At 50.3% G+C, this 23,358-nt stretch carries 22 protein-coding genes and 5 tRNA genes; 2 read left to right on the top strand and 25 right to left on the bottom strand.

Annotation, left to right across the window (positions count from 1 at the left end):
- Positions 1 to 34: 34 nt before the first annotated feature.
- The 11 genes from nadD to A10D4_RS09240 all read right to left on the bottom strand — a co-directional run bounded on the left by nadD (position 35) and on the right by A10D4_RS09240 (position 11,737).
- Positions 35 to 685, bottom strand: coding sequence for a nicotinate-nucleotide adenylyltransferase (gene nadD, locus A10D4_RS09290; protein ID WP_008489157.1), 651 nt, complete (start codon positions 683 to 685; stop codon positions 35 to 37).
- Entirely contained in the window at positions 682 to 1,746 is a 1,065-nt protein-coding gene (gene holA, locus A10D4_RS09285; protein WP_008489156.1) for a DNA polymerase III subunit delta, read from the bottom strand. The genes nadD and holA overlap by 4 nt, the downstream gene beginning before the upstream one ends.
- On the bottom strand, positions 1,747 to 2,256 hold the full coding sequence (locus A10D4_RS09280) for an LPS-assembly lipoprotein LptE (protein ID WP_008489155.1): 510 nt from the start codon (positions 2,254 to 2,256) through the stop codon (positions 1,747 to 1,749).
- A gap of 15 nt (positions 2,257 to 2,271) precedes the next feature.
- Complete coding sequence (gene leuS / locus A10D4_RS09275) at positions 2,272 to 4,854, bottom strand: leucine--tRNA ligase (protein ID WP_008489154.1); 2,583 nt, start codon at positions 4,852 to 4,854, stop codon at positions 2,272 to 2,274.
- A 144-nt stretch (positions 4,855 to 4,998) separates the two neighbouring features.
- Complete coding sequence (locus A10D4_RS09270; protein WP_008489153.1) at positions 4,999 to 5,196, bottom strand: hypothetical protein; 198 nt, start codon at positions 5,194 to 5,196, stop codon at positions 4,999 to 5,001.
- Between the two features lie 69 nt (positions 5,197 to 5,265).
- On the bottom strand, positions 5,266 to 6,843 hold the full coding sequence (gene lnt, locus A10D4_RS09265; RefSeq protein WP_008489152.1) for an apolipoprotein N-acyltransferase: 1,578 nt from the start codon (positions 6,841 to 6,843) through the stop codon (positions 5,266 to 5,268).
- The gene (gene corC / locus A10D4_RS09260; RefSeq protein ID WP_008489151.1) at positions 6,840 to 7,721 is read right to left on the bottom strand and encodes a CNNM family magnesium/cobalt transport protein CorC; all 882 of its coding nucleotides are present in this window, start codon (positions 7,719 to 7,721) and stop codon (positions 6,840 to 6,842) included. Before corC ends, lnt begins: the two co-directional genes overlap by 4 nt.
- 36 nt (positions 7,722 to 7,757) lie before the next feature.
- A complete protein-coding gene (gene ybeY / locus A10D4_RS09255; protein ID WP_008489150.1) occupies positions 7,758 to 8,234 on the bottom strand; it encodes an rRNA maturation RNase YbeY in 477 nt (158 codons plus the stop codon).
- Positions 8,227 to 9,267: a PhoH family protein gene (locus tag A10D4_RS09250; protein ID WP_008489149.1), complete on the bottom strand. Its 1,041-nt coding sequence runs from the start codon at positions 9,265 to 9,267 to the stop codon at positions 8,227 to 8,229. Before A10D4_RS09250 ends, ybeY begins: the two co-directional genes overlap by 8 nt.
- An 11-nt stretch (positions 9,268 to 9,278) precedes the next feature.
- The gene (gene miaB / locus A10D4_RS09245) at positions 9,279 to 10,724 is read right to left on the bottom strand and encodes a tRNA (N6-isopentenyl adenosine(37)-C2)-methylthiotransferase MiaB (protein WP_008489148.1); all 1,446 of its coding nucleotides are present in this window, start codon (positions 10,722 to 10,724) and stop codon (positions 9,279 to 9,281) included.
- 125 nt (positions 10,725 to 10,849) lie between these two features.
- The gene (locus tag A10D4_RS09240; RefSeq protein WP_008489147.1) at positions 10,850 to 11,737 is read right to left on the bottom strand and encodes a DMT family transporter; all 888 of its coding nucleotides are present in this window, start codon (positions 11,735 to 11,737) and stop codon (positions 10,850 to 10,852) included.
- A 153-nt stretch (positions 11,738 to 11,890) separates the two neighbouring features.
- On the opposite strand from A10D4_RS09240, the gene A10D4_RS09235 reads away from it, so the two are divergent.
- On the top strand, positions 11,891 to 13,027 hold the full coding sequence (locus tag A10D4_RS09235; RefSeq protein WP_008489146.1) for an FAD-dependent oxidoreductase: 1,137 nt from the start codon (positions 11,891 to 11,893) through the stop codon (positions 13,025 to 13,027).
- A gap of 123 nt (positions 13,028 to 13,150) precedes the next feature.
- On the opposite strand, the gene A10D4_RS09230 is transcribed toward A10D4_RS09235, so the two are convergent.
- From A10D4_RS09230 to lolB, 14 genes are all read right to left on the bottom strand, one after another.
- Positions 13,151 to 13,237: transfer RNA gene (locus tag A10D4_RS09230), tRNA-Leu, on the bottom strand.
- Between the two features lie 32 nt (positions 13,238 to 13,269).
- Positions 13,270 to 13,345: transfer RNA gene (locus A10D4_RS09225), tRNA-Gln, on the bottom strand.
- 37 nt (positions 13,346 to 13,382) lie between these two features.
- Positions 13,383 to 13,458: transfer RNA gene (locus A10D4_RS09220), tRNA-Gln, on the bottom strand.
- 23 nt (positions 13,459 to 13,481) lie between these two features.
- Positions 13,482 to 13,566: transfer RNA gene (locus tag A10D4_RS09215), tRNA-Leu, on the bottom strand.
- Between the two features lie 5 nt (positions 13,567 to 13,571).
- Positions 13,572 to 13,648: transfer RNA gene (locus A10D4_RS09210), tRNA-Met, on the bottom strand.
- Positions 13,649 to 13,810: 162 nt separating this feature from the next.
- Positions 13,811 to 14,515 carry an SIMPL domain-containing protein gene (locus tag A10D4_RS09205; protein ID WP_008489145.1) on the bottom strand — a complete coding sequence of 235 codons (705 nt, stop codon included), beginning with the start codon at positions 14,513 to 14,515 and terminating at the stop codon, positions 13,811 to 13,813.
- Positions 14,516 to 14,541: 26 nt separating this feature from the next.
- A complete protein-coding gene (locus A10D4_RS09200) occupies positions 14,542 to 15,210 on the bottom strand; it encodes an SDR family oxidoreductase (protein WP_008489144.1) in 669 nt (222 codons plus the stop codon).
- Positions 15,211 to 15,224: 14 nt separating this feature from the next.
- Positions 15,225 to 16,610: a class II fumarate hydratase gene (locus A10D4_RS09195; RefSeq protein WP_202801437.1), complete on the bottom strand. Its 1,386-nt coding sequence runs from the start codon at positions 16,608 to 16,610 to the stop codon at positions 15,225 to 15,227.
- 199 nt (positions 16,611 to 16,809) lie between these two features.
- Positions 16,810 to 17,901 carry a redox-regulated ATPase YchF gene (gene ychF, locus A10D4_RS09190; protein WP_008489141.1) on the bottom strand — a complete coding sequence of 364 codons (1,092 nt, stop codon included), beginning with the start codon at positions 17,899 to 17,901 and terminating at the stop codon, positions 16,810 to 16,812.
- Positions 17,902 to 17,915: 14 nt separating this feature from the next.
- Positions 17,916 to 18,506 (bottom strand): aminoacyl-tRNA hydrolase, encoded by a 591-nt coding sequence (gene pth / locus A10D4_RS09185; RefSeq protein WP_008489139.1) that lies wholly within the window; start codon positions 18,504 to 18,506, stop codon positions 17,916 to 17,918.
- 14 nt (positions 18,507 to 18,520) lie between these two features.
- Positions 18,521 to 19,183 carry a 50S ribosomal protein L25/general stress protein Ctc gene (locus A10D4_RS09180; RefSeq protein ID WP_008489138.1) on the bottom strand — a complete coding sequence of 221 codons (663 nt, stop codon included), beginning with the start codon at positions 19,181 to 19,183 and terminating at the stop codon, positions 18,521 to 18,523.
- Between the two features lie 263 nt (positions 19,184 to 19,446).
- Positions 19,447 to 20,394 carry a ribose-phosphate pyrophosphokinase gene (locus A10D4_RS09175; protein WP_008489137.1) on the bottom strand — a complete coding sequence of 316 codons (948 nt, stop codon included), beginning with the start codon at positions 20,392 to 20,394 and terminating at the stop codon, positions 19,447 to 19,449.
- 59 nt (positions 20,395 to 20,453) lie between these two features.
- Positions 20,454 to 21,329 carry a 4-(cytidine 5'-diphospho)-2-C-methyl-D-erythritol kinase gene (gene ispE / locus A10D4_RS09170; RefSeq protein WP_008489135.1) on the bottom strand — a complete coding sequence of 292 codons (876 nt, stop codon included), beginning with the start codon at positions 21,327 to 21,329 and terminating at the stop codon, positions 20,454 to 20,456.
- The gene (gene lolB / locus A10D4_RS09165; protein ID WP_008489134.1) at positions 21,308 to 21,937 is read right to left on the bottom strand and encodes a lipoprotein insertase outer membrane protein LolB; all 630 of its coding nucleotides are present in this window, start codon (positions 21,935 to 21,937) and stop codon (positions 21,308 to 21,310) included. Before lolB ends, ispE begins: the two co-directional genes overlap by 22 nt.
- Positions 21,938 to 22,096: 159 nt before the next feature.
- Here lolB and hemA point away from each other — a divergent pair, with 159 nt between their 5' ends.
- Positions 22,097 to 23,347, top strand: a complete 1,251-nt coding sequence (hemA, locus tag A10D4_RS09160; protein ID WP_008489133.1) for a glutamyl-tRNA reductase — start codon at positions 22,097 to 22,099, stop codon at positions 23,345 to 23,347.
- Positions 23,348 to 23,358 lie beyond the last annotated feature (11 nt).

Genomic DNA, 23,358 nt, shown 5'->3' with positions numbered 1-23,358 from the left:
GGGTAGTTTACCACGCTCATCGAGCAAATAGCAGTCACTGATAGAGGTGGTGAGCACGAATATAGTCAAAAACTGCGGGATAAAGTAGCTTTTGGCTATGACCTTGCTGCTGACGCAGGGCTTGCCGTAGGGCGGTGGCGGAAATATCGATCAGTTGTGTATCAGCAAGGTAAATCCCACCTGCTGGTTGTTGCTGCAATTGAGCCGCGCTACAACGACGCTGCTGCAGGCATTGCTGTAAGGTCGGTTCGGCATCACTGAGGTGGTAACCCGGCCGGGCCATTACCACGATATGCGCGTGTACGAACAGTTGCTGCCACTGATGCCAACTGGGTAAGCCTAAAAATGCGTCCATACCCATCACAAATAGTAGCGATTGACCCGCAAAGCGCTGACCAAATTGTGCCAATGTCACACTGCTATAAGATGGTCGCTGTTGCTGCAGTTCCCAGTCGTCGGCTAACAAACGCGGATCTTGCTGCGCGGCTAATTGAGTCATAGCAAAGCGTTGTTCTGCGGAAGCTTGTGGCTGTGCTCGATGTGGTGGTATCGCACTTGGCAGTAAGTGGATTTGGCTGATCGGTAGTTGTGCCGCCAAGCTCAACAGCGCGCCGGTATGGCCCTGATGAATGGGGTCAAAAGTGCCGCCAAAAATAGCGCGTAAAGGGATGTCCGAAGATTTCATAATGAGCTGGCAGGTCGGTATTCGCTATAACATTGTAAGCTTTCGCTGACCGCGGTCGGCTGACAAAGCAGCGCCATGATGTGAACCACTAAGGTTGACCAGTCCTCACCGCTGTCTCGTTTTAGTGCCAGCTCCACTCGCGTCAGCAGATCACCGAGCTGAACCAGCGTTGCCATGGTTAAACGTTCGGCCCATTGTAAATAGAGCGGTTGCTGGTTTTTCCAAACCATCGTGCCCTTAAAACAAGCTTGAGGATCCTGCTGTAACGCTTGCGCTTGTTTAACTTGACTCAATAGTTGCCACTCACGAGTTAATAGCCAAGCGACAATGGCGGCTTCGCCATCGGCTTCTAGTACACGTTGTAAGCGATGACAGGCTTGTTCGAAATGGCCTTGCAGTAAGCTTTCTTGAATAGCAAATACGCTAAAACGGCTGTTGTCTTGCAGTTGTTGTTGGATCTGTGACAGCTCGATAGGCGAGTTGATGCCTAACAACGACAGCTTGGCAAGCTCTTGGTCAAGTGCCAATAAGTTGCCCTCGTACCAATCCGCAAGGTGCTCGACGGCATCGGCTGCGAGTCTTAATTGGTAGCGTTGTGCACGTTGATTAATAAAACGCGGTAAACGTGAACGATCTGGACTCAGTGTCAGCAATAAAGGGCCGTGAGCGTCAAATGCTTTAAACCATTTGGCTTGCTGTTGTTCACGTTTGAGTTTCGGCCCATATAGCACCAAGCAAGTATCTTCGGGCACCTGTGCGGCGTATTGCTTTAAGGCGTCGGCGCCAGTTTTACCCGGTTTAGCCTCGGGCAAGCACAGCTCAATTAAACGGCGCTCGGCAAACAGACTCATGCTCTGTTGCGAGAGGTTTAATTGCTGCCAGTCAAAGTCATTTTGTTGCTGCCAGCTTTGCCTGTCGTCAAAGCCCTGTTGCTTGGCAAAGCGCCGCACAATTTGCAGGCAGTCATCTTGCAGCAGAGGCTCATCGCCAAAAATACGCAATACCGCAGGCAACCCTTGCTTTTGCAAATAGGTGTCGAGCTGCTCTGGGTATAACGTCATTTAATCGTCGCTCAGGCTACTAATTAACTGGTAAATAATGCGATTAGCGGCATCTTGGCGCATTTCTGACACCAAAATCTCACGTTCGCGAGTTTTTGCTAAGGCAAAATTGGGGTCATCTTGATAATCGCGGAATACTTCGACTTCGCCCGCCACGGGCTCTTTATTGGCTACCACTAGTTCATACTGAACACGATAAATCAGCTCATATTCAGCCACTTGGCCGCTTTCAAACAGCGATAATGTACGTCTATCCAAGGTGTCGTTAAGGATACGAAGTTGAGTCTCATGTTGGGCGTTATCGCTGATTTCGGCACCGGCAATCACGAGTCGCTGTTTGAGCGTTTTCAATAACTGATTAAATTGACTACCTTGCACATAAACGTGTTGCAGTTGTTCTGGCAGGTGGTAGTTATTACGCAGTTGAAAGCCACAGGCACTGAGTAACACCAAAGACAGTGTTGTCAGGCTTAGCCAGCGCCAGTGAATAACCGATGTCATACGCAACATGCTTATCTTCCGCGGTTAGTTAGCGACAATATTATAAATTTTGCCGGGAACGTAAATCTTCTTACGAATGGTTTTACCGTCGACAAATTTACTCACGTTTTCGTCGGCAAATGCCATCGCCTCGACTTGTTCTGCACTGGCATCGGCAGCGACGGTTAATTTTGTCCGTACCTTACCGTTAACCTGTACCACAATGAGTTTTTCGTCTTCGATCAAGGCGCTATCGTCAACCGTCGGCCAGGCCGCCTGCACGATATTATCCTGATGCCCCAATTGTTGCCACAGGTGTTCGCACATATGTGGGGTAAATGGCGCTAACATTAACACCACCGCATCTAACGCTTCAGCCATTAAAGCACGATCGTTAGCACTTTCTAGCGGTGCTTTTTGCAAATGGTTGAGTAGCTCCATAATGGCCGCGATGGCGGTATTAAAGTGTTGTCGACGACTAACGTCATCGCTGACTTTAGCGATGGTACGATGAAGCTCACGGCGCAGCTGCTTGTGCGTACTATTAAAGCTGCTGGGATCCGCAGCATCACTGCCGCCAGCCTCAATGAAGTCGTAACATAGCTTCCAAACGCGGCGTAAGAAGCGGTGCGCACCTTCAACACCGGAGTCTGACCATTCCAAGGTCATCTCTGGCGGAGCCGCGAACATCATGAATAGACGCACCGTGTCGGCCCCGTACTTATCGACCATCACTTGCGGATCGATACCATTGTTCTTGGACTTTGACATCTTGCTCATGCCAGCCGCTTCGACAGCTTGGCCATCTTTGCTCGATACGGCGCTAACGACTTCACCGCGCTCATTGCGTTGTACTTCGACATCCAATGGCGAGATCCAGGTTTTGCCGCCTTTTTCGTCTTCACGGAAGTAGCTGTCGGCTAACACCATACCCTGACACAATAACCGTTTGAACGGTTCGTCCGACGCCACTAAACCCGTGTCACGCAGCAACTTATGGAAAAAGCGGGCGTATAACAGGTGTAGAATGGCGTGCTCAATGCCACCGACATATTGATCGACCGGCAACCAGTAATTCGCCTGTTCAGGATCTAACATGCCATCTTGGTGGTTAGCCGAGCAGTAACGAGCATAATACCAAGACGACTCCATAAAGGTGTCGAAGGTATCGGTCTCGTGCTCAGCCGGTTGACCTTGGTACGTGGTCTTGCGCCATTCCGGATCGGCCTTAATGGGCGAGGTAACGCCGTTCATCACCACATCTTCCGGTAGCCGCACCGGCAATTGATCTGCTGGCACTGGCACCGAATCGCCGTTGGCCAGATTCAGCATCGGGATCGGCGCACCCCAATAACGTTGCCGCGATACGCCCCAGTCACGCAGACGATAATTAACTTGCCGACGGCCTTGTTGCTGCTGTTGTAATTGTTCGGCAATGGCGTCGAACGCTTGCTCTGAAGTTAAGCCGTTAAAATCAGCGGAATTAACCAGTTGGCCTTTTTCGGTAATGGCTGCTTGGGCGATGTCGCCAGCACCACTACTGGGCTCAATAACCTGCTTAATCGGCAATTGGTAGCGGTTAGCGAACTCCCAGTCGCGTTGGTCGTGACCTGGTACCGCCATCACAGCGCCTGAACCGTAGCCCATCAAGACGAAGTTAGCGACCCAGACCGGGACTTGCTCGCCGGTTAACGGGTGACGAGCAAAAAAGCCGGTCGCCATGCCCCGTTTTTCCATGGTCGCTAAATCAGCTTCGGCAACTTTGGTATTTTTACAGTCTTCGATGAATGCTGCCAATTCGGCATTATCGGCGGCCGCTTGTTGTGCCAGCGGATGTTGTGCAGCAACCGCTAGATAGGTGACCCCATACAAGGTATCTGGGCGGGTGGTATAAACTGTCAGATGGCTGTCTTTGTGGGCTAGCGGGAAATCAATTTCCAAGCCCTCGGAGCGACCGATCCAGTTCCGTTGCATCGCCTTAACTTGTTCTGGCCAACCGTCTAATTGCTCTAAATCGTCCAACAGCTCGTCGGCGTATGCGGTAATACGCACAAACCACTGTGGAATTTCTTTTTGTTCAACTTTAGCTCCAGAGCGCCAGCCGCGGCCATCGATCACTTGCTCATTGGCGAGTACGGTTTGGTCGACAGGGTCCCAGTTAACGGTAGCGTTACGCTTGTATACTAAGCCTTTCTCATAAAGCTTGGTAAAGAACCACTGTTCCCAACGATAATAGTCGGGATGACAGGTAGCGATTTCGCGACTCCAATCATAACCAAAGCCTAAGCGCTTAAGCTGCTCGCGCATATAGTCGATATTTTGGTAGGTCCAGGCCGCGGGCGCCGTTTTATTGTTGATTGCGGCGTTTTCTGCGGGTAAACCAAAAGCATCCCAACCCATCGGTTGCAGTACGTTTTTACCGAGCATGCGTTGATGACGACTGATCACATCACCAAGAGTATAGTTACGCACGTGACCCATATGCAGCTTGCCGCTGGGATAGGGAAACATCGATAAGCAGTAGAATTTTTCCTGCTCGGGATTTTCGTTCGCCTTGAATACTTGCTGTTGTTCCCAGCGGTGCTGGATACTTGGTTCAATGGCGGCGGGATCGTATTGTTCTTGCATGGCTTTTGGTTGAGATCCGGTCATTCGGTTACCTGGTCACTACTGAAATTATGGATAATCTAAAACGACTAACGGCTGCGCAATCAAGTCTAAAGAGACTGGGGCAGCCGCTATCGATACGGTATTCCTACGCTAATGGCTGCTTTAGCTTAATGCGTACCACATTAGCAGCATGATAACGATGCCTGCGATACCAAAGAAGCTGTACTCAATGCGTTCTTGTTGTTGAACTTCGCGGTCAACAGGGTTTTTGTGGACTAAAAACATAATAAGGCTACTGATGCCTAATACACCGGCACCCACTAAAACCGTGAAAATTAACGCGTCAACGATATTGCTCATGGTGATCGTTCCCGAAATAAGTCATATCAAAATTAAGGTTAATAGTTTACTGATTTTAAGCCGCTTTGACTATTGGCCTGCATCAGCTTTTTGCTTTTTTGTCGTGCTTTGGCGCCAAGCCAGTAGGCTAAACAGCGTGCTGAGTGCGGCGAGCAGTAACGGTATTAGCAAACCGTAACGATGGTAAAGCGTTTCGCCGCTGACCAAAGGCACTTCTGCACTGATCACCGCGGCCTCAAATTGCGGCGCGGTGGCTAAGGTTTTACCCTGCGCATCGACTATCGCCGAAACCCCGTTATTGGTTGCACGTAACAGTGGTCGACCCATTTCAATAGCACGCATGCGAGCTATTTGCATATGTTGCCATGGACCATGCGAGTCACCGAACCAAGTGTCATTGCTGATGGTTAGCAGGTAATCGGTATCGGCGCGCACGCCCGCACGGACTTGTTCTGGAAAGGCAATTTCGTAGCAAATAGCGGCGGCCAGATGGATATTGTTAGCCACCAAGTTAGGCTGGACAAAGTCACCCCGACTAAACGACGACATGGGTAAATTAAATAACGGCGCCAGTGGTCGTAACCATTCTTCAAATGGCACAAACTCACCAATCGGTAGCAATTGATGTTTCAAGTAACGATTGCTGCTGCCATAGCGGTAGCCATTTTGCTCACTATCGGTGTGGCTGTTACCCAACACAATGATGCTATTAAAAAATGCATCGTGGTCGCGATCATAATCAATAATGCCCGAGACAATGCTGGTTTGGCTGTTTTGTGCGGCTTGGTCGATGTTGTGTAGGACGTCGCCAGCAAAGGGTTCGAGCGCAGTAATGGCCGATTCGGGCCAGACGACCAGATCGTTATCGTAATGTGGACGGCTTAAATCTAAATAGCGTAGTAAGCTTGGCCATTGCTGATCAGATTGCCATTTTAAGCTTTGCTTGATGTTGCCTTGTACGAGCGAGACTTGCTTGCTCTCGCCGGTGCTTTGAATGGGCTGGTAAAATGACGTTAACCAAGGGCTGATAGCGATACTGATGGCGATTGCCAGCCACCCGTAACGCCGCTGAGTTAGGCCATAAACGACGCTGGCTGCAGCCAACCAGATTAATACCGCTAACCCTTGTTCACCCAGCAGTGGTGCCAGCGTACCGAACTGGGTATCAGTTTGTGTATAACCCAAGCCCAACCACGGGAAGCCAGTAAATAGCCATCCGCGCAGTAATTCAAACGCTAACCAAAATGTCGGCAATAAAAATACGGCGGCGGCATGGCGTTTGGCAAATACACGCCAGCAACAAAATGCCAAAGCCGGGAAAATGGCAAGATAAGCGAATAACAGCAGCAAAATACCGACTGTAGCAAATTCTGGCATACCGCCGTACTGGTCAATACTGACATAAATCCAGCTAAGACCGGCGGCAAACCAGCCAAAGCCGAAGGCATAACCCAAGCGCCAACCTGAACGTGGCGAACAGTACCAAGCCAAGGCGATCAGTAAGGGAGGGATGATAAACGCTAAATAGGCGTGTCCAAAGGGGGCATAGGCCAAGCTTAACGCGGCACCGCTTAACAGCGCGAGCAGCACTCGCAGGGTGCCATGTTGAGCAACAAAGCGGCAGCTACGCCGCAGCCACTGGCTCACGAATCGGTTCCTTGCTCGCTGTCAGCCGCAGGCATGGTCACTTGTAATTGCTGAATGCGACGCTTATCGGCATTGGTGATTTTAAAATTAATACCGGCTAAGGTAATTTCTTCACCGGCTTGGGGCAGGTGCCCAAAACCATGTGCCACCATACCGCCAATGGTATCGTACTCATCGTCACCAAAATCGGTATTAAAATAATCGTTAAAATCTTCGATGGTGGTCAATGCTTTGACAGCAAAGCGCGATTTATTGATTCGGCGAATATCAGCCTTATCGTTTTGTTCGTGGTCGGTCTCGTCTTCAATATCACCGACGATTTCCTCTAAAATATCTTCGATGGTGACGAGGCCAGAAACACCGCCATATTCATCAACAACAATGGCCATATGATAACGTTGAGAGCGAAATTCTTTCAGTAACACATCAACGCGTTTGCCCTCGGGGACAATCACCGCTGGGCGCATGACTTTGTCCAACGAGAATTCGTCGTCGGTCAAATTGAAGCCATAACTCAGCAGGTCTTTAGCTAATAAAATACCGTCGACATGATCTTTGTTATCACTGACTACCGGATAACGGCTATGTTGGCTATCGATAACGATGGGTAGGAATTCTTCGACACGCTGACTTTTATCGATGGTGACCATTTGCGAGCGTGGGATCATGATATCCCGCACCTTCAATTCGGCGACATCCAGTACGCCTTCGATCATTTCCTTGGTGTCGTTATCAATCAGGTCGCGCTCTTCGGCGTCCTGAATTAAATCGACCAGTTCTTCTCGACTTTTCGGCTCACCGGTAAAGACTTGCAGCAAACGTGCTGCCCATGACTTATTCGATGAACCGTTGCTAGAGTGGGGACTGTCGTCGCTCATTAGCTGTTAATACTCCACATGCTCTTGATCTAAAGGTTAATAAGGATCGTTAATGGCAAACTGAGCCAGAATGTCGCGTTCCAATTGCTCCATTTGCTCGGCTTGTTGTGTTTCAATATGGTCATAACCTAGCAAATGCAAGGTGCCGTGTACAATCATATGCGCCCAGTGGTGCGCTTCGGCCTTGCCTTGCTGTTCCGCTTCTGCGGCTACCACCGCACAGCAAATGACTAAATCACCGAGTAACGGCAAGGGCTCTGGTGTTGGGTTTTCAAAAGCAAAAGATAGCACATTGGTGGGTTTATCTTTACCACGGTAGTCGCGATTCAGTTGCTGGCTTTCTTCGGCGCTGGTCATGCGCACGGTGAGTTCTGCTTGCGTTTGCTGGTAACCGGCCGCTGCTAAGGCGGCGGCCACATAACGGGTGATAGTTTCATCGTCAGGAGCTTGCGCGGGGCTGACTACTCGTTGTACATCAACCTCGACCGCAATGGCCGTACTCGGTTCAAGCATTGTCATCTTCACCGCTCTGTTTTTGCTGGCGTTGCTGCTGTTGCCGTTGACGCAGACTGTCGGCTTGCTCATAGGCTTCTACGATACGCTGTACAACCGGGTGACGCACCACATCACCAGCCTGAAAGAAGGTGAAGCTGATATCGTTAACCTCACGTAACACTTCAATCGCGTGACGTAGCCCTGAACGCTGTCCTCGTGGCAAGTCTATCTGGGTGATATCGCCGGTGATGACTGCGCGTGAATTAAAGCCGATGCGGGTTAAAAACATTTTCATTTGCTCGGCGGTAGTATTTTGGCTTTCATCCAGAATGATGAAGGCATCGTTGAGTGTACGACCACGCATGTAAGCCAATGGCGCAACTTCGATGACGTTGCGTTCAATCAGCTTCTCTACTTTTTCAAAGCCCAACATTTCAAACAGGGCGTCGTATAACGGACGCAAATAAGGGTCGACTTTTTGTGCTAAATCGCCTGGCAAAAAACCCAACTTCTCGCCAGCTTCAACCGCTGGACGAGTCAGCAGAATACGGCGTATCTCTTGCCGCTCTAACGCATCGACCGCGCACGCCACTGCTAAATAGGTTTTACCGGTACCGGCGGGACCAATACCAAAGTTAACATCATGGCTGAGTATCGCCCGCACATATTGTGCCTGATGGTGGTTACGAGGTTTGATAATGCCGCGTTTGGTTTTGATATGGGTCATCTTTTCGGCGGCAGGGTCGCCTTGATCTTGCTCTAACACCTTCGCCTGCTGAATCGCCAAATGCACTTGCTGTGGCTCAATGGCGTTTTGCTGTCCCTTGACTGGCGCTGTTTCGACATATAAATCGAGTAAGATTTTCTTACTCGCAGCCACCGTCGCCGGTTCACCAATGAGGCGGAACTGATGTCCTTTGTGGGTAATTTCTACACCCAGACGGCGTTCGATGTGTTTGATGTTATCATCAAAGGGACCGCAAAGGTGCGAAAGCCGGCCTAAATCGGCCGGCTCAAGTTCGATATCTACAGTGGTTAACGATTGAGTCAATGCATACCTCGTTATTGATTGACGGCTGGCGTAAATTGACCAACCCCAAGCTCGTTGGCGTCGGTTTGTGCCGGCGCTCGAGCCAAAATACTTTGTGGTGATGTATCCACCCGTAAGCCCATGTCTTTTTCTTCGCGCAACAGTTCGCCGCGTAACGAGTTGGGTAGCACCTCGACAATGCGGACATCAACAAATTGACCGATCATATGTGGTTGACCAACAAAGTTAACCACACGATTGTTTTCGGTACGACCACTCAGTTCCATCGGGTTCTTCTTCGATGGACCGGTGACTAAAATACGTTGTTCGGTATCCAACATACGCCGCGCATGGGCTTGTGCCTGTTGGTTAATACGCTGTTGTAACAGCTGTAAGCGTTGCTTCTTGGTCGCCTCGCTGACGTCATCGGGTAAATCCGAAGCCGGTGTACCAGGGCGTGCGCTATAAATGAAGCTAAAACTCAAATCGAAATCAATCGCCTGAATCAGGTTCATGGTGTCTTCGAAGTCAGCGTCGCTCTCACCGGGAAAGCCAATAATAAAGTCTGACGACATGGCGATATCCGGACGGGCCTTTTTCAGCGCACGGATCTTTGACTTATATTCAATCGCTGTGTGACCGCGTTTCATCAATGCTAACACGCGGTCAGAGCCGCTCTGAACCGGCAAATGCAAGTGGCTGACCAATTCCGGAATGGTTTTGTAAGCCTCAATGATATCGTCGGTGAACTCAACCGGATGCGATGTGGTGTAGCGAATACGGTCAATACCATCAATGGCGGCGATCAAATGCAACAGTTCGGCGAAGCGACAAATGCTGCCGTCAAAATGCTCGCCACGGAAAGCGTTGACGTTCTGCCCCAACAGGTTAACTTCGCGCACGCCTTGCTCGGCTAACTGCGCAATTTCGTATATCACATCGTCCACCGGACGGCTGACTTCTTCACCACGAGTGTAAGGTACAACACAGAACGTGCAATATTTACTGCAACCTTCCATGATCGACACAAAGGCGCTGGGACCCTCGGCTTTAGGATCGGGTAAGCGGTCGAATTTTTCGATTTCTGGAAAAGAAATATCAACCATCGGTGCTTTATCGTTTTGCACGCTTTTCACCATTTCCGGCAAGCGGTGCAAGGTTTGCGGTCCAAACACGATATCCACGAATGGGGCGCGGGCGCGAATGGCGTCGCCTTCTTGCGAGGCGACACAGCCACCGACACCAATCACCAATTCAGGCTTTTTATCTTTGAGATGCTTCCAGCGGCCTAACTGGTGAAAAACTTTTTCTTGCGCTTTTTCACGGATCGAGCAGGTATTGAGCAAGATCAGGTCGGCGTGTTCCGGCTCTTCAGCCACGTCGTAGCCGTGAGTTGCCTGCAGTAGATCGGCCATTTTTGCCGAATCGTACTCGTTCATCTGACAACCCCAGGTTTTGATATATAACTTTTTACTCATGATCGCTTACTTACCACCGTGCCTATTACATGTATTGCCGAATTCGCCGATGCGAATGGCATGCAACCTTGATCAGGATGCGCAGGGCGCATATTTTATCGCGAAGCGGGGGGCTTTGCCAATCATTAGCTGGGACGACGTGCTTGACCGCGAATTGCTAGGTAGCCAGCCAGCATGATCACCAGCGCTCCGAACAACATATGCCAGTATAGCGGCTCTTGCCAAAACCAGTAGCCAAACAGCGCGGCAAAGAGCACCGAGCTATAGGTAAATACTCCCACTTGCGACGGCGACGCAATAGAGAACGCGCGGGTCATCGCCAATTGACCTATGACGGCCAGCAAGCCCATGGCGGCGATGCCCAGCCAGCTATCGGCACTGACCGTTTGCCATTGCCAAATGAGTGGAATCGCTGAAAAAACGGTGGCTAACAAAGAAAAATAAAACACAATAACAGAGGTCGATTCGGTATCTGACAAGCGTCGAATAACGGTTTTTACCAAGGCGGCAAAGCAGGCTGCAATAAGCGCCACGGCAACAATCGGTGATAATTCGCTATGTAACGGGTCAAGAAAAATAAAAACGCCGCTAAAGCCGATAGCAATGGCAACAATAGTTTGCCGGCTGATGGCTTCGGCTAACCACAGGCGACTAATGATGGGAATTAAAAACGGCGCTAGCAGCAGTACCAAGGTGGCCTGTGCCAGTGGAATGTTGGCGATAGCGTAAAAAAATAAGTACATGGCCACCATGCCGACGCTGCCGCGTAACAAATGCAGGTGCCACTTCCGGGTGCGTAAATTACCTACGCCTTTGCGTAATAAAAACGGTAATAACACCAATAACGCAAACAGGTTTCGAAAAAACACCAATTGCGCAAAATTAACGTCGTCGCTGAGCCATTTGACCAGCGCACTGACGCTAGCGAAACTCAATTCTGCCATTAACACCAGCGCTGATGCGATGATCACCGCATACGGATGGTCACGACTAAAAAGTGCAGGAGATGACATGCTGGATGACGACTTCCATGAGTTAACCTAAGCAGGCTTGTAGTGTATCAAAGTTCTGGCGACTATGCGGCTGTATTCCGTTGCCAAATTTCACTATGATGACGGCATTAAGCGAGGGGTGCCGAGCAGGCAAACATAACGACAGAGGCGGCAATGCAAATAGTCATTATCGGTGGTGGAATGGTGGGGGCCGCAGCGGCTTTAAGTTTGGCACAAGCCGGTCATCAGATAACTCTGGTTGAGCGTGACCGCGCGCCACAGCAAACTAACGATGGTGATTGGGACCTACGTATTTCGTCGATTCATCATGGTAATTTGAACTGGTTAGCGCAACTAAACGTGTTAAGCGCCATACCCGCGACGCGCTACTATGACTATCAGCAATTGTCAGTAACCACCGCCGATGGCGCTGAGTTGAGTTTTCACAGCGATGAGTTAGGCATTGTCCAGCTGGGTGCCATGATCGAAAACCGCGCGCTTCAGGCTGCTTTATGGCAGCGATTAAGCGAGCAGCCGCAGTTGCGTTTATTAAGTTCCGCGGCGGTGGATAGCATTGACCGCCGTCAACAGCGAGTACATTTGGCTGACGGTGAGTCGCTACCGTATCAGTTGCTACTGGGTGCCGATGGGCATAATTCTATGGTGGCGCGCGCCGCCGGTATCGGCTATCGCGGTTGGGACTATGGGCAACGTTGTTTGTTGGCGACGGTACGCTGTCAACAGCCGTTAGCGCCGCATACATGGGAAGTATTTCGCCAGCAAGGACCGTATGCCATCCTGCCGTTAGGCGAACGCTTAGCCTGTTTAATCGATTACCGCAGTCAGGTCGAATGGCAGCCGTTATTGGAGCAGGGGCGCGAGGCGGTGGCAAGCGAGCTACACCATACCTTTCATGAGCGAGTCGGTGCCTTTGAGTTACTGCATCACGCCAGTTTTGCTATCGCGCGCTGGCGCGCGTTGCAGTATTTTCAGCAAAACATCGCGTTGTTAGGCGATGCCGCGCACAGTATCCATCCGTTAGCGGGGCAAGGGGTTAACTTGGGCTTTGCCGATGTACGTAGTTTGACGAAGGCGTTACAGCAGCCGTCGTTAGATACAGCGCTAGCAGATTATCAACGCCAGCGTATGCGCCAGAATCAGCAGATGATGCGTGCCATGGACGCCTGCCACGTGGGCTTTCGCAGCGAACAATGGGGGGTATCGCTGTTACGTCGAGCCGGATTGGCTACGTTGCAACGTGTGCCGTTGTTGAAGCAGCAAGTATTGCGTTACGCGGTCGGGCTGGCTTGAACCCTGGTCGGTGAAATGCGTTATTTAGAGACAAAAAATTTAGAGACAAAAAACTTAGAGACAAAAAAACCGCCTGCTGGCGGTTCTTGTTGTTGCTATAGGCACCTAATTATCAAAGATAATTGGTGCGGAGGGAGGGACTTGAACCCTCACGAGCTTTCGCTCACTAGCACCTGAAGCTAGCGCGTCTACCAATTCCGCCACCACCGCAACATCGTTTACATCTTAACTACTTGGAAGCTTGGCAGGGGTACCAGGACTCGAACCTGGGAATGACGGGATCAAAACCCGCTGCCTTACCAACTTGGCTATACCCCTACAAAGACTTTCAATGTCGCGCTCAGGTTGCTTGCAATGGCAGGGGTACCAGGACTCGAACCTGGGAATGACGGGATCAAAACCCGCTGCCTTACCAACTTGGCTATACCCCTACAATCTGACTTGCAAGAACGCGTGGTGCGGAAGGAGAGACTTGAACTCTCACGCCTTGCGGCACTGGAACCTAAATCCAGCGTGTCTACCAATTCCACCACTTCCGCATTATTGGTGGCTACGGCGGGATTCGAACCTGCGACCCCAGCATTATGAGTGCTGTGCTCTAACCAGCTGAGCTACGTAGCCTTTCCGATAACGTTTCGCGCTCCTTGAGTGCGGCGCGTATTATGCAAATCAGGATCGATAGCGTCAAGTATCTTTTTCATAAAAAGCCGCTGAAAATGACTGTTTGCTCAAAAAATGCTTAAATCGGTCAAATAAATAGCAGTTTTTGGCATCACTTCGGTATTAATCGACTAGCAAATACTCGACGGTCGAAACCACACGTACTTTCTTCAGATAAGGGGTCGATGAGTCGCGATCAGCGATACTAAAGATACCCTGTTGGGCACGCCTAATTTTACCCACCTGACTGCCAGAGTCAGCCGCAAACTTGGTTGCTACCTCACGTGCATTACGGGTGGCTTCTTCGATCATGGTGGGTTTGATGTCATTTAAACCGGTAAACAAATACTCAATTCGACTGCTGTACATGTCACCGCTAATGGCGATACCCTTTTTACCGAGTTCGGCGACGTGTTGCAGTGCTTCACGCACGGCGTCGACTTGATTGGTATAAACCGTGATGGTTTGCTGCGCCGAATAGCGTAACCCGACGTCATTGCTGCTATAAGCTTGCGCCACCTTATCGGTCACTTGTGGTGCGGTTAAAGACACTTCGTCGGCGCTAAAACCACGCTCAAGTAAGAATGCGTTTATCGCTGCGGCATCACTTTCTAACTGCTGATAAACCTCGTTCAAGTTATTGCCAGCGCGGACGAATTGCACCGGCCAAATCGCGGTATCGGCTTTTACCTCACGTTCGGCTAGCCCTTTTACCGTGACTGTACGCGAATAGCTTTGCAAGGTATCGACGCTACGTACTGCACTGTAACCTAAAATCAGGCTAGCAATAACGACCGCCACCGCTAACAACAGATTGGATTTTGACATGCTTTAATTCCTTTTTAGCAGAACAACTACCAAGGTAGCTGTTCTCCGTTACTATGTAAAAATTGACCACTGTTGTCGCGATTAAGTTCATCAATACGTTTGAGTAAACGCTCGGCTGCTTCGCTGGCGCTGATGTCACCGTTACCGCCAACCATATCGGTTTGCACAAAACCGGGGTGGAATAAACCAACGGCGATACCGCGATCGGCTAAATCATGGCTTAATGACACCGCCGCGGCGTTAAGCGCTGCTTTTGACATGCGATAACCATAATAGCCGCCAGAGCCGTTATCAGCCATCGAACCCATGCGGCTGGTAATAAAGACTAATTTACTGCCGTCATCAAGGTTATCCAACAAGAACTCGGTGACATTGAGCGGCGCCAACGCGTTGACTTCAAATTGTGCTCGCACCATGCCCGCATCGACGTTACCCAGCTGGCCATCATGTAACAAGCCAGCGTTGTTGATCAAAATGTCGATATTTTTATCGGCAAGCTGCTCTTGTAGTTTCAATAAGTCGGCTTCGCGGGTCAGGTTGATGCTGTCAATAATGTCGGCATCGGTTTCATGTAAGTCGCTGGATGCCCGTCGACACACGGCAATCACATGGTCACCGCGGGCGCAAAATTGCTGCGTCAGTGCCAGCCCGATACCACGATTGGCGCCGGTGATCAGTACGGTTTTTTTGCTCATCGAAAAACTCCTTTTTAATCGTCCGACAGACCACCTTGGGTCAGTTTTTTCGGGTCCAATAATTCGCTTAATCGCTGCCGTGATAGATCGGTCATTTCTTCGGCCACATCGATGATTGCGCGCTTTTCCTTATAGGCGCGTTTAGCGATGTCGGCGGCTTTGTTATAGCCAATTACCGGGTTTAGAGCCGTGACTAAAATGGGATTTTTAGCCAGTGCGTGCTCGATTTGCTCTTCGTTCACGCTGAAGTCAGCAATCGCTTGGTCGGCTAACGCATGACAACTGTTACTCAGTAACTCAATGCTTTGCAGTAAATTATAGGCGATAACTGGCAGCATCACGTTGAGTTGGAAGTTACCTGCTTGTGCGGCCGTGGTAATGGTACTGTGGTTGCCGCTCACTTGCGCCACCACCATAGTCACCGCTTCCGGGATGACAGGGTTAACTTTACCGGGCATGATGCTGCTGCCGGGTTGCAGTGCGGTCAAGCTGATTTCGCCTAGACCGGCTAAAGGCCCGCTATTCATCCAACGTAAATCATTGCTGATTTTCATCAGCGTAGCAGCCAGCGTGTTCAGGTGACCGGACAAGAGTAAGCTGGTCTCTTGACCGGCGATGCCAGCGAATAAGCAGTCATGCGCGGTAAATGATAGCTCGGTAAAGTCAGATAAGGCGTCGTTGAACGCCTCGGCGAAGCCTTGCGGTGCATTAATGCCGGTGCCGATAGCGGTACCGCCTTGGCTAAGACGCTGTAGCGCCGGTTGTAGCTGCTTGATTTGATCTACACTGAGCTGTAATTGCTGTGCCCAACTTTCCAGTTCCTGCGCCATGGTTAACGGCATCGCGTCCATTAAGTGGGTGCGTCCGGTTTTAACCACGTGGCTAAGCTGGCCGGCTTTATGGCGGATACTGTCGATCAGGTGCTCGGCGGCTGGTAGCAACTGTTCGGCAACCGCTAGGGCTGAGCTAACAGCAATCGTGGTTGGAATAACATCGTTACTGCTTTGTCCACGGTTAACGTCATCGTTGGGATGGATGTCGATGTTCGACTCGCGCCTGGCTAAATTGGCGATGACTTCATTGGCGTTCATGTTACTGCTGGTGCCTGAGCCGGTTTGAAACACGTCGACCGGAAACTGATCGAGCCAGCGGCCGTCGTAAATGGTCAGCGCCGCATCCTGAATGGCCTTGGCTTTGTCAGCCTCGATATTATCCAGCTTTAAATTAGCTTGCGCGGCGCAATATTTAACTAACGCCAGTGCTTTAATAAAACCCTCCGGCAGGGTCAGACCGCTGATCTTGAAATTATTGACTGCACGCTGTGTCTGAGCGCTGTAGAGCGCATCTGCTGGTACTTCGATGTCGCCCATTGAATCTTTTTCGATACGAGTTTTCATCACCATCACTCCTTTGCTGAAACCGCTGCTGACCAGATTGGCTAGCCGGTTTTTAGGTTGGCTGCACGGATAACTGTTAACAGCTTAGACTATAACAGCGTACTGCCGATTGTCAGCGCTGGATCAGTGCTAGGGTGCTGGGAGAGGGGCGGGAGCAGGTAAGAAAAGTTGCCGTCGACAGCGCTGTCGACGGCAGCCATGATTAAACGTTAAAGCGGAAGTGGATCACATCGCCATCTTTAACGATGTATTCTTTTCCTTCTAAACGCCATTTACCGGCGTCTTTAGCACCTTGCTCACCGTTAAATTCGATGTAGTCTTGATAGCCGACGACTTCGGCGCGGATGAAGCCTTTTTCAAAGTCGGTATGAATGCGACCTGCGGCTTGTGGGGCTGTGGCACCGACGGGAATGGTCCAGGCCCGCACTTCTTTAACGCCAGCGGTGAAGTACGTTTGTAAGTTAAGTAACTCGTAACCACCACGAATGACGCGATTGAGACCGGGTTCGCTTTGCCCTAACTCGGCTAAAAAGTCGGCCTTTTCTTCGTCATCAAGTTCGGCAATTTCTGATTCGATAGCCGCACAAACAGGTACCACGACAGCATTCTCACCAGCAGCTAACTCGCGTACTTTGTCTAAAAACGGATTATTTTCAAACCCGTCTTCGTTGACGTTGGCGATATACATGGTGGGTTTTAAGGTCAGCAGGTTATAGGAGCGAATAGTGGCTAAATCGTCTTTATCCAAGCCTACCGAACGCGCCATTTTGCCTTCATCCAGTACCGGTTTAACCTTTTCGAGTACCGCAATTTCAGCTTTGGCTTGTTTATCGCCACCTTTGGCTCGTTTGGCCAGACGTAGTAACGCTTTATCGACGCTATCCAGATCGGCCAAGGCTAACTCGGTGTTGATGGTATCGATATCATCAAGCGGATCGATAGTACCGTTAACGTGCACGATGTTATCGTTTTCAAAGCAGCGCACAACGTGCCCGATAGCATCGGTTTCACGAATGTTGGCTAAAAATTTGTTACCCAGGCCTTCGCCCTGAGACGCGCCTTTCACCAAGCCTGCAATGTCAACGAATTCCATGGTGGTGGGCAGTACGCGCTGCGGGTTGACGATATCAGCTAGCTTTTGTAAACGGCTGTCCGGCACCGGTACAACGCCGGTATTTGGCTCAATGGTACAAAACGGAAAATTGGCAGCTTCGATGCCGGCTTTAGTTAATGCGTTAAATAGGGTCGATTTGCCCACATTGGGTAAACCGACGATGCCACACTTGAATCCCATTTTGTGTTTACCTTTTATGCGTTTGCTTTAAAACTGTGTAGTCGTTGTTGGGCTTTGGCTAAACCTTGTTCGCGCAGTATTTGTACGCTAGCACAGGCCTCATCAATGGCTGCTGCGATGAGTTCAAATTCGCTGCTGGGTGGCTTGCCTAATACGAACCCGGTAACGCGGCTTTTGTCGCCCGGATGGCCGATGCCCAGACGTAAGCGTAAAAACTGCTGACTACCCAGTTTTGCAATAATGTCTTTAATACCGTTATGACCGCCAGCACCACCGCCGCGCTTAAAACGCGCAACGCCAGGTGGCAAGTCCAATTCGTCATAAGCCACTAAAATTTGCTCGGGCGCAATTTTATAAAAATTCGCCATCGCGGCAACGGCTTTACCACTGAGGTTCATAAAGGTATCGGGAATTAACAGGCGAACATCACTGCTGCCTTGTTGTAATCGCACCGAAGCACCAAAAAATTTACTGTCAGGAGTAAGCGTGAGGCGATATTGACGCGCCAGTTGGTCAATGAACCAAACACCGGCATTATGACGGGTATGTTGATATTCGGGGCCTGGATTACCCAGGCCCACAATCAGACGAATGTCGTTATCCATGGCTGGATAGAGACTTATTCTTCGTCTTTTTTCACGTTAGCCGCAGGTACTTCAGCAGAGGTTTCTTCTGATGCTTCAGTTTCTTCGGCTTCTTTACGTTGTGCAGCGATTGAAACAACCGCTTGGTCGTGGTCTTCACCTTTGTTTAACTCAACCAATTCTACGCCTTGTGGCAGTTTCAGGTCGGTTAAGTGCAGGGTGTCGCCCAGCGCCAATGCTGCGATATCAACTTCCAGATACTCTGGTAAGTCTTTAGGCAAGCAAGTAATTTCTACGTCAGTGACGTGGTGAACTACCATACCGCCTTCATCTTTAACACCTTTCGCTGTCGCTTCGTTTAAGAAGTGCAGAGGGATGTTAGTATGCAGTTTGTGGCCCGCTTCAACGCGCTGGAAATCGATGTGAGTCAATTTCGGTTTGTACGGGTGACGCTGCATGTCTTTAACGATGGCTTGATATTTCTTGCCATCAACGTCGAGCGTTAAAATGTGCGAGTAAAACGCTTCGTAGTCAGCCATGTTGTTAACCTTGTTATGGTCTAAGGTCAACGCTAAAGGCTCTTTCTCGCCACCGTATAAAATAGCAGGTACTTTTTCAGCACGACGAAGGCGGCGGCTCGCACCTTTCCCTAAGTCAGTACGTAGTTCTGCTTTAATGGTAAAATCTAATTCTGCCATCTTGGATTATCTCCGCAAGATCATGATTTGTTTTGTATTCGCGACCAAATACAAAACCCGTTTTGGTAACCCCCATGGAGATGCTTTAGCAAAGCAAATACTGATTGCTGTTAACTGCAATAAAACACCGAGTATTCAGGGGCGCGGCATACTACCACCGCAAGCCGCCAAAAGCAATAACGAGCGCTTGCGATAACTAAAAAAACACCCCGCGAGAGCGAGGTGTTTCAGTGATTTCAGCTAACGCGGGTGGCGCGGCTTATTTAATATTCAAACATCGCCGAAATCGATTCTTCGTTGCTGACTCGGCGTAAGGCTTCTGAAAGCATACCGCTTAAGGTCAATTGCGTGACTTTACCACTGCTTTTCATATCGTCAGATAATGGAATGCTATCGGTAACAATCAGTTCGTCGATTTCTGAGTTGCTAATGTTGGCTACCGCATTGCCAGAAAAGACCGGATGAGTGGCGTAGGCGAACACCCGCTTGGCGCCATTAGCTTTCAACGCGGAAGCGGCTTTACACAAGGTGCCACCGGTATCAATCATGTCGTCGACAATAATACAATCGCGCCCTTCAACATCACCGATGATGTTCATGACTTGCGAAACATTGGCCGATGGACGACGTTTGTCGATGATGGCTAAGTCGATGTCATTAAGTAGTTTGGCGACTGCGCGAGCACGTACTACACCACCGATATCCGGTGATACTACCACCGGGCGATCAAATTGTTGCTGGCGCATATGTTCTAGTAACACCGGGCTGCCGAAGACGTTATCTACTGGTACATCAAAGAAGCCTTGAATCTGTTCGGCGTGCAGGTCGACGGTCAGTACTCGGTCTACACCAACGCTGGATAAAAAGTCGGCAACGACTTTGGCGGTAATGGGTACCCGTGCTGAACGCACACGACGATCCTGACGAGCATAGCCAAAATAAGGCATTACGGCAGTGATGCGACCTGCAGAGGCGCGCCGTAATGCGTCGACCATGACGATCAGCTCCATCAGGTTGTCGTTGGTTGGCGCGCAAGTCGATTGAATGATGAAGACATCTGAACCACGTACATTTTCGTTAATTTGTACGCTAATTTCACCGTCGCTAAAGCGGCCTACGTCGGCTTCGCCAAGTTTGATGTATAAGCGGTCAGCAATTTTACGGGCTAGTTCTGGTGTTGCGTTACCAGCGAAAAGCTTCATGTCAGGCACAGTAAACCTCGACCTTTTTGGGTTAATTTGGAGTACCAGCGCATCAGGCGCTACGCTGATTAAGACGCGCCGGCAGCGTTGGCGAGTGCGTCAATAACGGGTGACTGATTGAGACCGCGAGCTACAAAAGCGCTACAGTTTGCCGGCAACTGCGCGTGTGCTGCGCGCGCTTCCGCCTCTGTGGCAAAACTGCCGAAAATGCAAGCTCCCGTGCCAGTTAACCGAGCCGGGGCGTATTCTAACAACCAGCTTAATAGCTTGGCAACTTCCGGGTAACGCTGACAGACCAGTTGCTGAAAATCGTTATGGCTATTGGCAAAATACCAATCGGCAAAGTCGATAGACGCGGTTTGACGCGGTAAATCGGGATGTTGAAACAGCTCAGCGGTAGCAATATGGAGGTCATTGGGCTTGGCGACCAGATACCATGGACAGGCTGGTGATGCCGGGAAAAATTGTTCACCGACACCGCGCGCAAAAGCGGCTTGGCCATAAATAAAAATTGGTACGTCAGCACCTAAGCTTAGCGCCAATTGTCGCAGCTCGGTATCGCTAATGGATAATTGCCAAAGATGTCGTAACCCCAGCAAGGTGGTCGCCGCGTCGGAAGAGCCGCCCCCCAAACCACCACCAGCGGGTAGTAGTTTTTGCAAACCGATAGAGACCCCAGTAACAGGCTGTTGATGTTGTTCGGCATAGTGCTTTAACAAACGTGCCGCTTTCATCACCAGATTGTCGTCGGTGGCGATACCGCTATCGTCAAGCAATTCGATTTGTTGATCTGAGCGCGGTTGAAAGCGCAGCCTATCGCCCACGTCTAAAAACTGAAATAACGTTTCCAGTTGATGATAACCGTCGTTACGACGTCCGGTGATATGTAGAAATAGATTGAGTTTTGCCGGTGCAGGTAGCGTTATTGTGGTGCTAGCGTCCATTGCGAAACCTTTACTTTGATACGGTATTGTGGCGACGTCAATTCAACCGCGTGCGGTAGTTTTAACAAATCGTTACGCACTGCTCGGTAATCTTGTAGCTGGGCGCTCCAACGCTGATCTGACAGGGTTAGCGCGAGTTCAGCGATATGTCCATCCTGATAATAGTGCAAATTTTCAGCGGCGCTTGGTTGGCGACCAATCACCAGTTGCTGCATGGTGGCAATGGGTAATTGCAGGTTCAAAACCCGCGCTAACAAACGTTTGACATCGCGATCACGCCATTGTTGGCCTTCATCATCGGTTAAAATGGCACCCTTAGCCGACGCCTCAAGGGTGGCCAACGTGCCTTTTAAAGGGTGGGAAAAGCGCATGCTAAGATGTGTCGCTGTTTGCTGCCAGCGGAGATAAACCGCATGCCGCTCGTCGGCGACAAGATCGAATACCGCGACTTGGCCGTCGAGCTGCCAATCGTTAAGGTTTGCTAAGCGTTGTTGTTGCTCAGCGATCAAGTGTTGATCGACTTGATTCGCTTGATAGCTAGGTTGTGGCGGGCGGCTGGCACAGGCGCTCAGCAGCAATAACAAGCAAGTACAGATGAGCAGGCGCATGAACAGGCTGGGTCCTTATGGGTTAACAAGCAAGCACAGCTGGCGCTGTTGGTGGCAAATAGTTCACCAGAAATCCTAGGTGCTTTCAATGGTTAATCCTTTAACGTACAATAAGCGCCCCAATTAACGCGTGCATTACAGGTATTTGTTAGCGCTGTTATGACCATTTTAGCCTTAGGTATAAACCACAAAACGGCATCGGTAGAGCTGCGAGAAAAAGTCGCTTTTAATGCCGAGCAGCTAGATACAGCGCTAGCGGCATTATGTCAGCTAGAGGGTGTCGCCGAGGCAGTCATTGTGTCTACCTGTAACCGCACCGAGCTGTATTGCCATGGCTCCATGTCCGCAGATATCGTTATCGGCTGGTTGGCCGGTTACCACCGCATGGCACCGCAGCAGATCCAGCAACACGCCTATTTACATAGCGATGAAGACGCAATTCGCCACTTAATGGCGGTTGCCAGTGGTTTAGATTCGCTGGTTTTAGGCGAACCGCAAATTTTAGGACAAGTTAAGCAAGCCTATCAAATGGCGAAGCGACAAGCTGCTGTCGGGGGAGTGCTAGAACGCTTATTTCAACGCACCTTTAGCGTGGCTAAAACCGTCCGCACCGATACCGATGTGGGTCAAAATGCGGTGTCAGTGGCGTTTGCGGCAGTGAACTTGGCGAAACACATCTTTGCTCAATTAAGTCAGTCACGGGTGTTGCTGGTCGGTGCCGGTGATACCGCTGAGCTGGTTGCTCAGCATCTGCAAGAACAGGGCGTCGAGCAAATCATGGTGGCTAATCGAACCTTGGCGCGGGCGCAGGAATTAAGCCAACGCATTGAAGCCGAACCGCATAGTCTTGCCGAGCTACCGCAGTTGTTACCACGTGCCGATATCGTCATTAGCTCTACCGCAAGCACCTTGCCGATTGTTGGCAAAGGAATGGTCGAGACGGCATTAAAACAACGCCGTCATAAACCTATCTTGCTGGTTGATTTGGCGGTGCCGCGCGATATTGAAGAACAGGTTAACGAGCTAGACGATGCTTACTTGTATACCGTCGACGATTTACAGGGCATCATCAGTGAGAATATTCGCAATCGCGAACAAGCGGCGCAGCAAGCATTAGCGATTATTGCGCAGCACAGCCAAGAATTCTTGGCCTGGCTGCGATCTTTGAACAGCGTTGATATGATCCGCGCCTACCGGCAACAGGGTATGGCGTTAGCGCAGCAGCAGTTGCAGCGCGCTCAACAACAGTTACAAACCGGTAAAGCCGCCGATGAAGTATTAGCAGAATTGGCTAACCGTTTATCGAATCAATTATTACACCGTCCTACCCAAGCCATCAAAAACGCCGGTGAGAGCGGTGATATGAATGCCCTTGCGGCGTTCCGACATCTTTATGACAGCGAACAATAAGGCGTAGTCAG

The organism is Idiomarina xiamenensis 10-D-4, assembly GCF_000299895.1.
Lineage (GTDB): Bacteria > Pseudomonadota > Gammaproteobacteria > Enterobacterales > Alteromonadaceae > Idiomarina > Idiomarina xiamenensis.
This window is presented reverse-complemented; position numbering and strand designations above follow the sequence as displayed.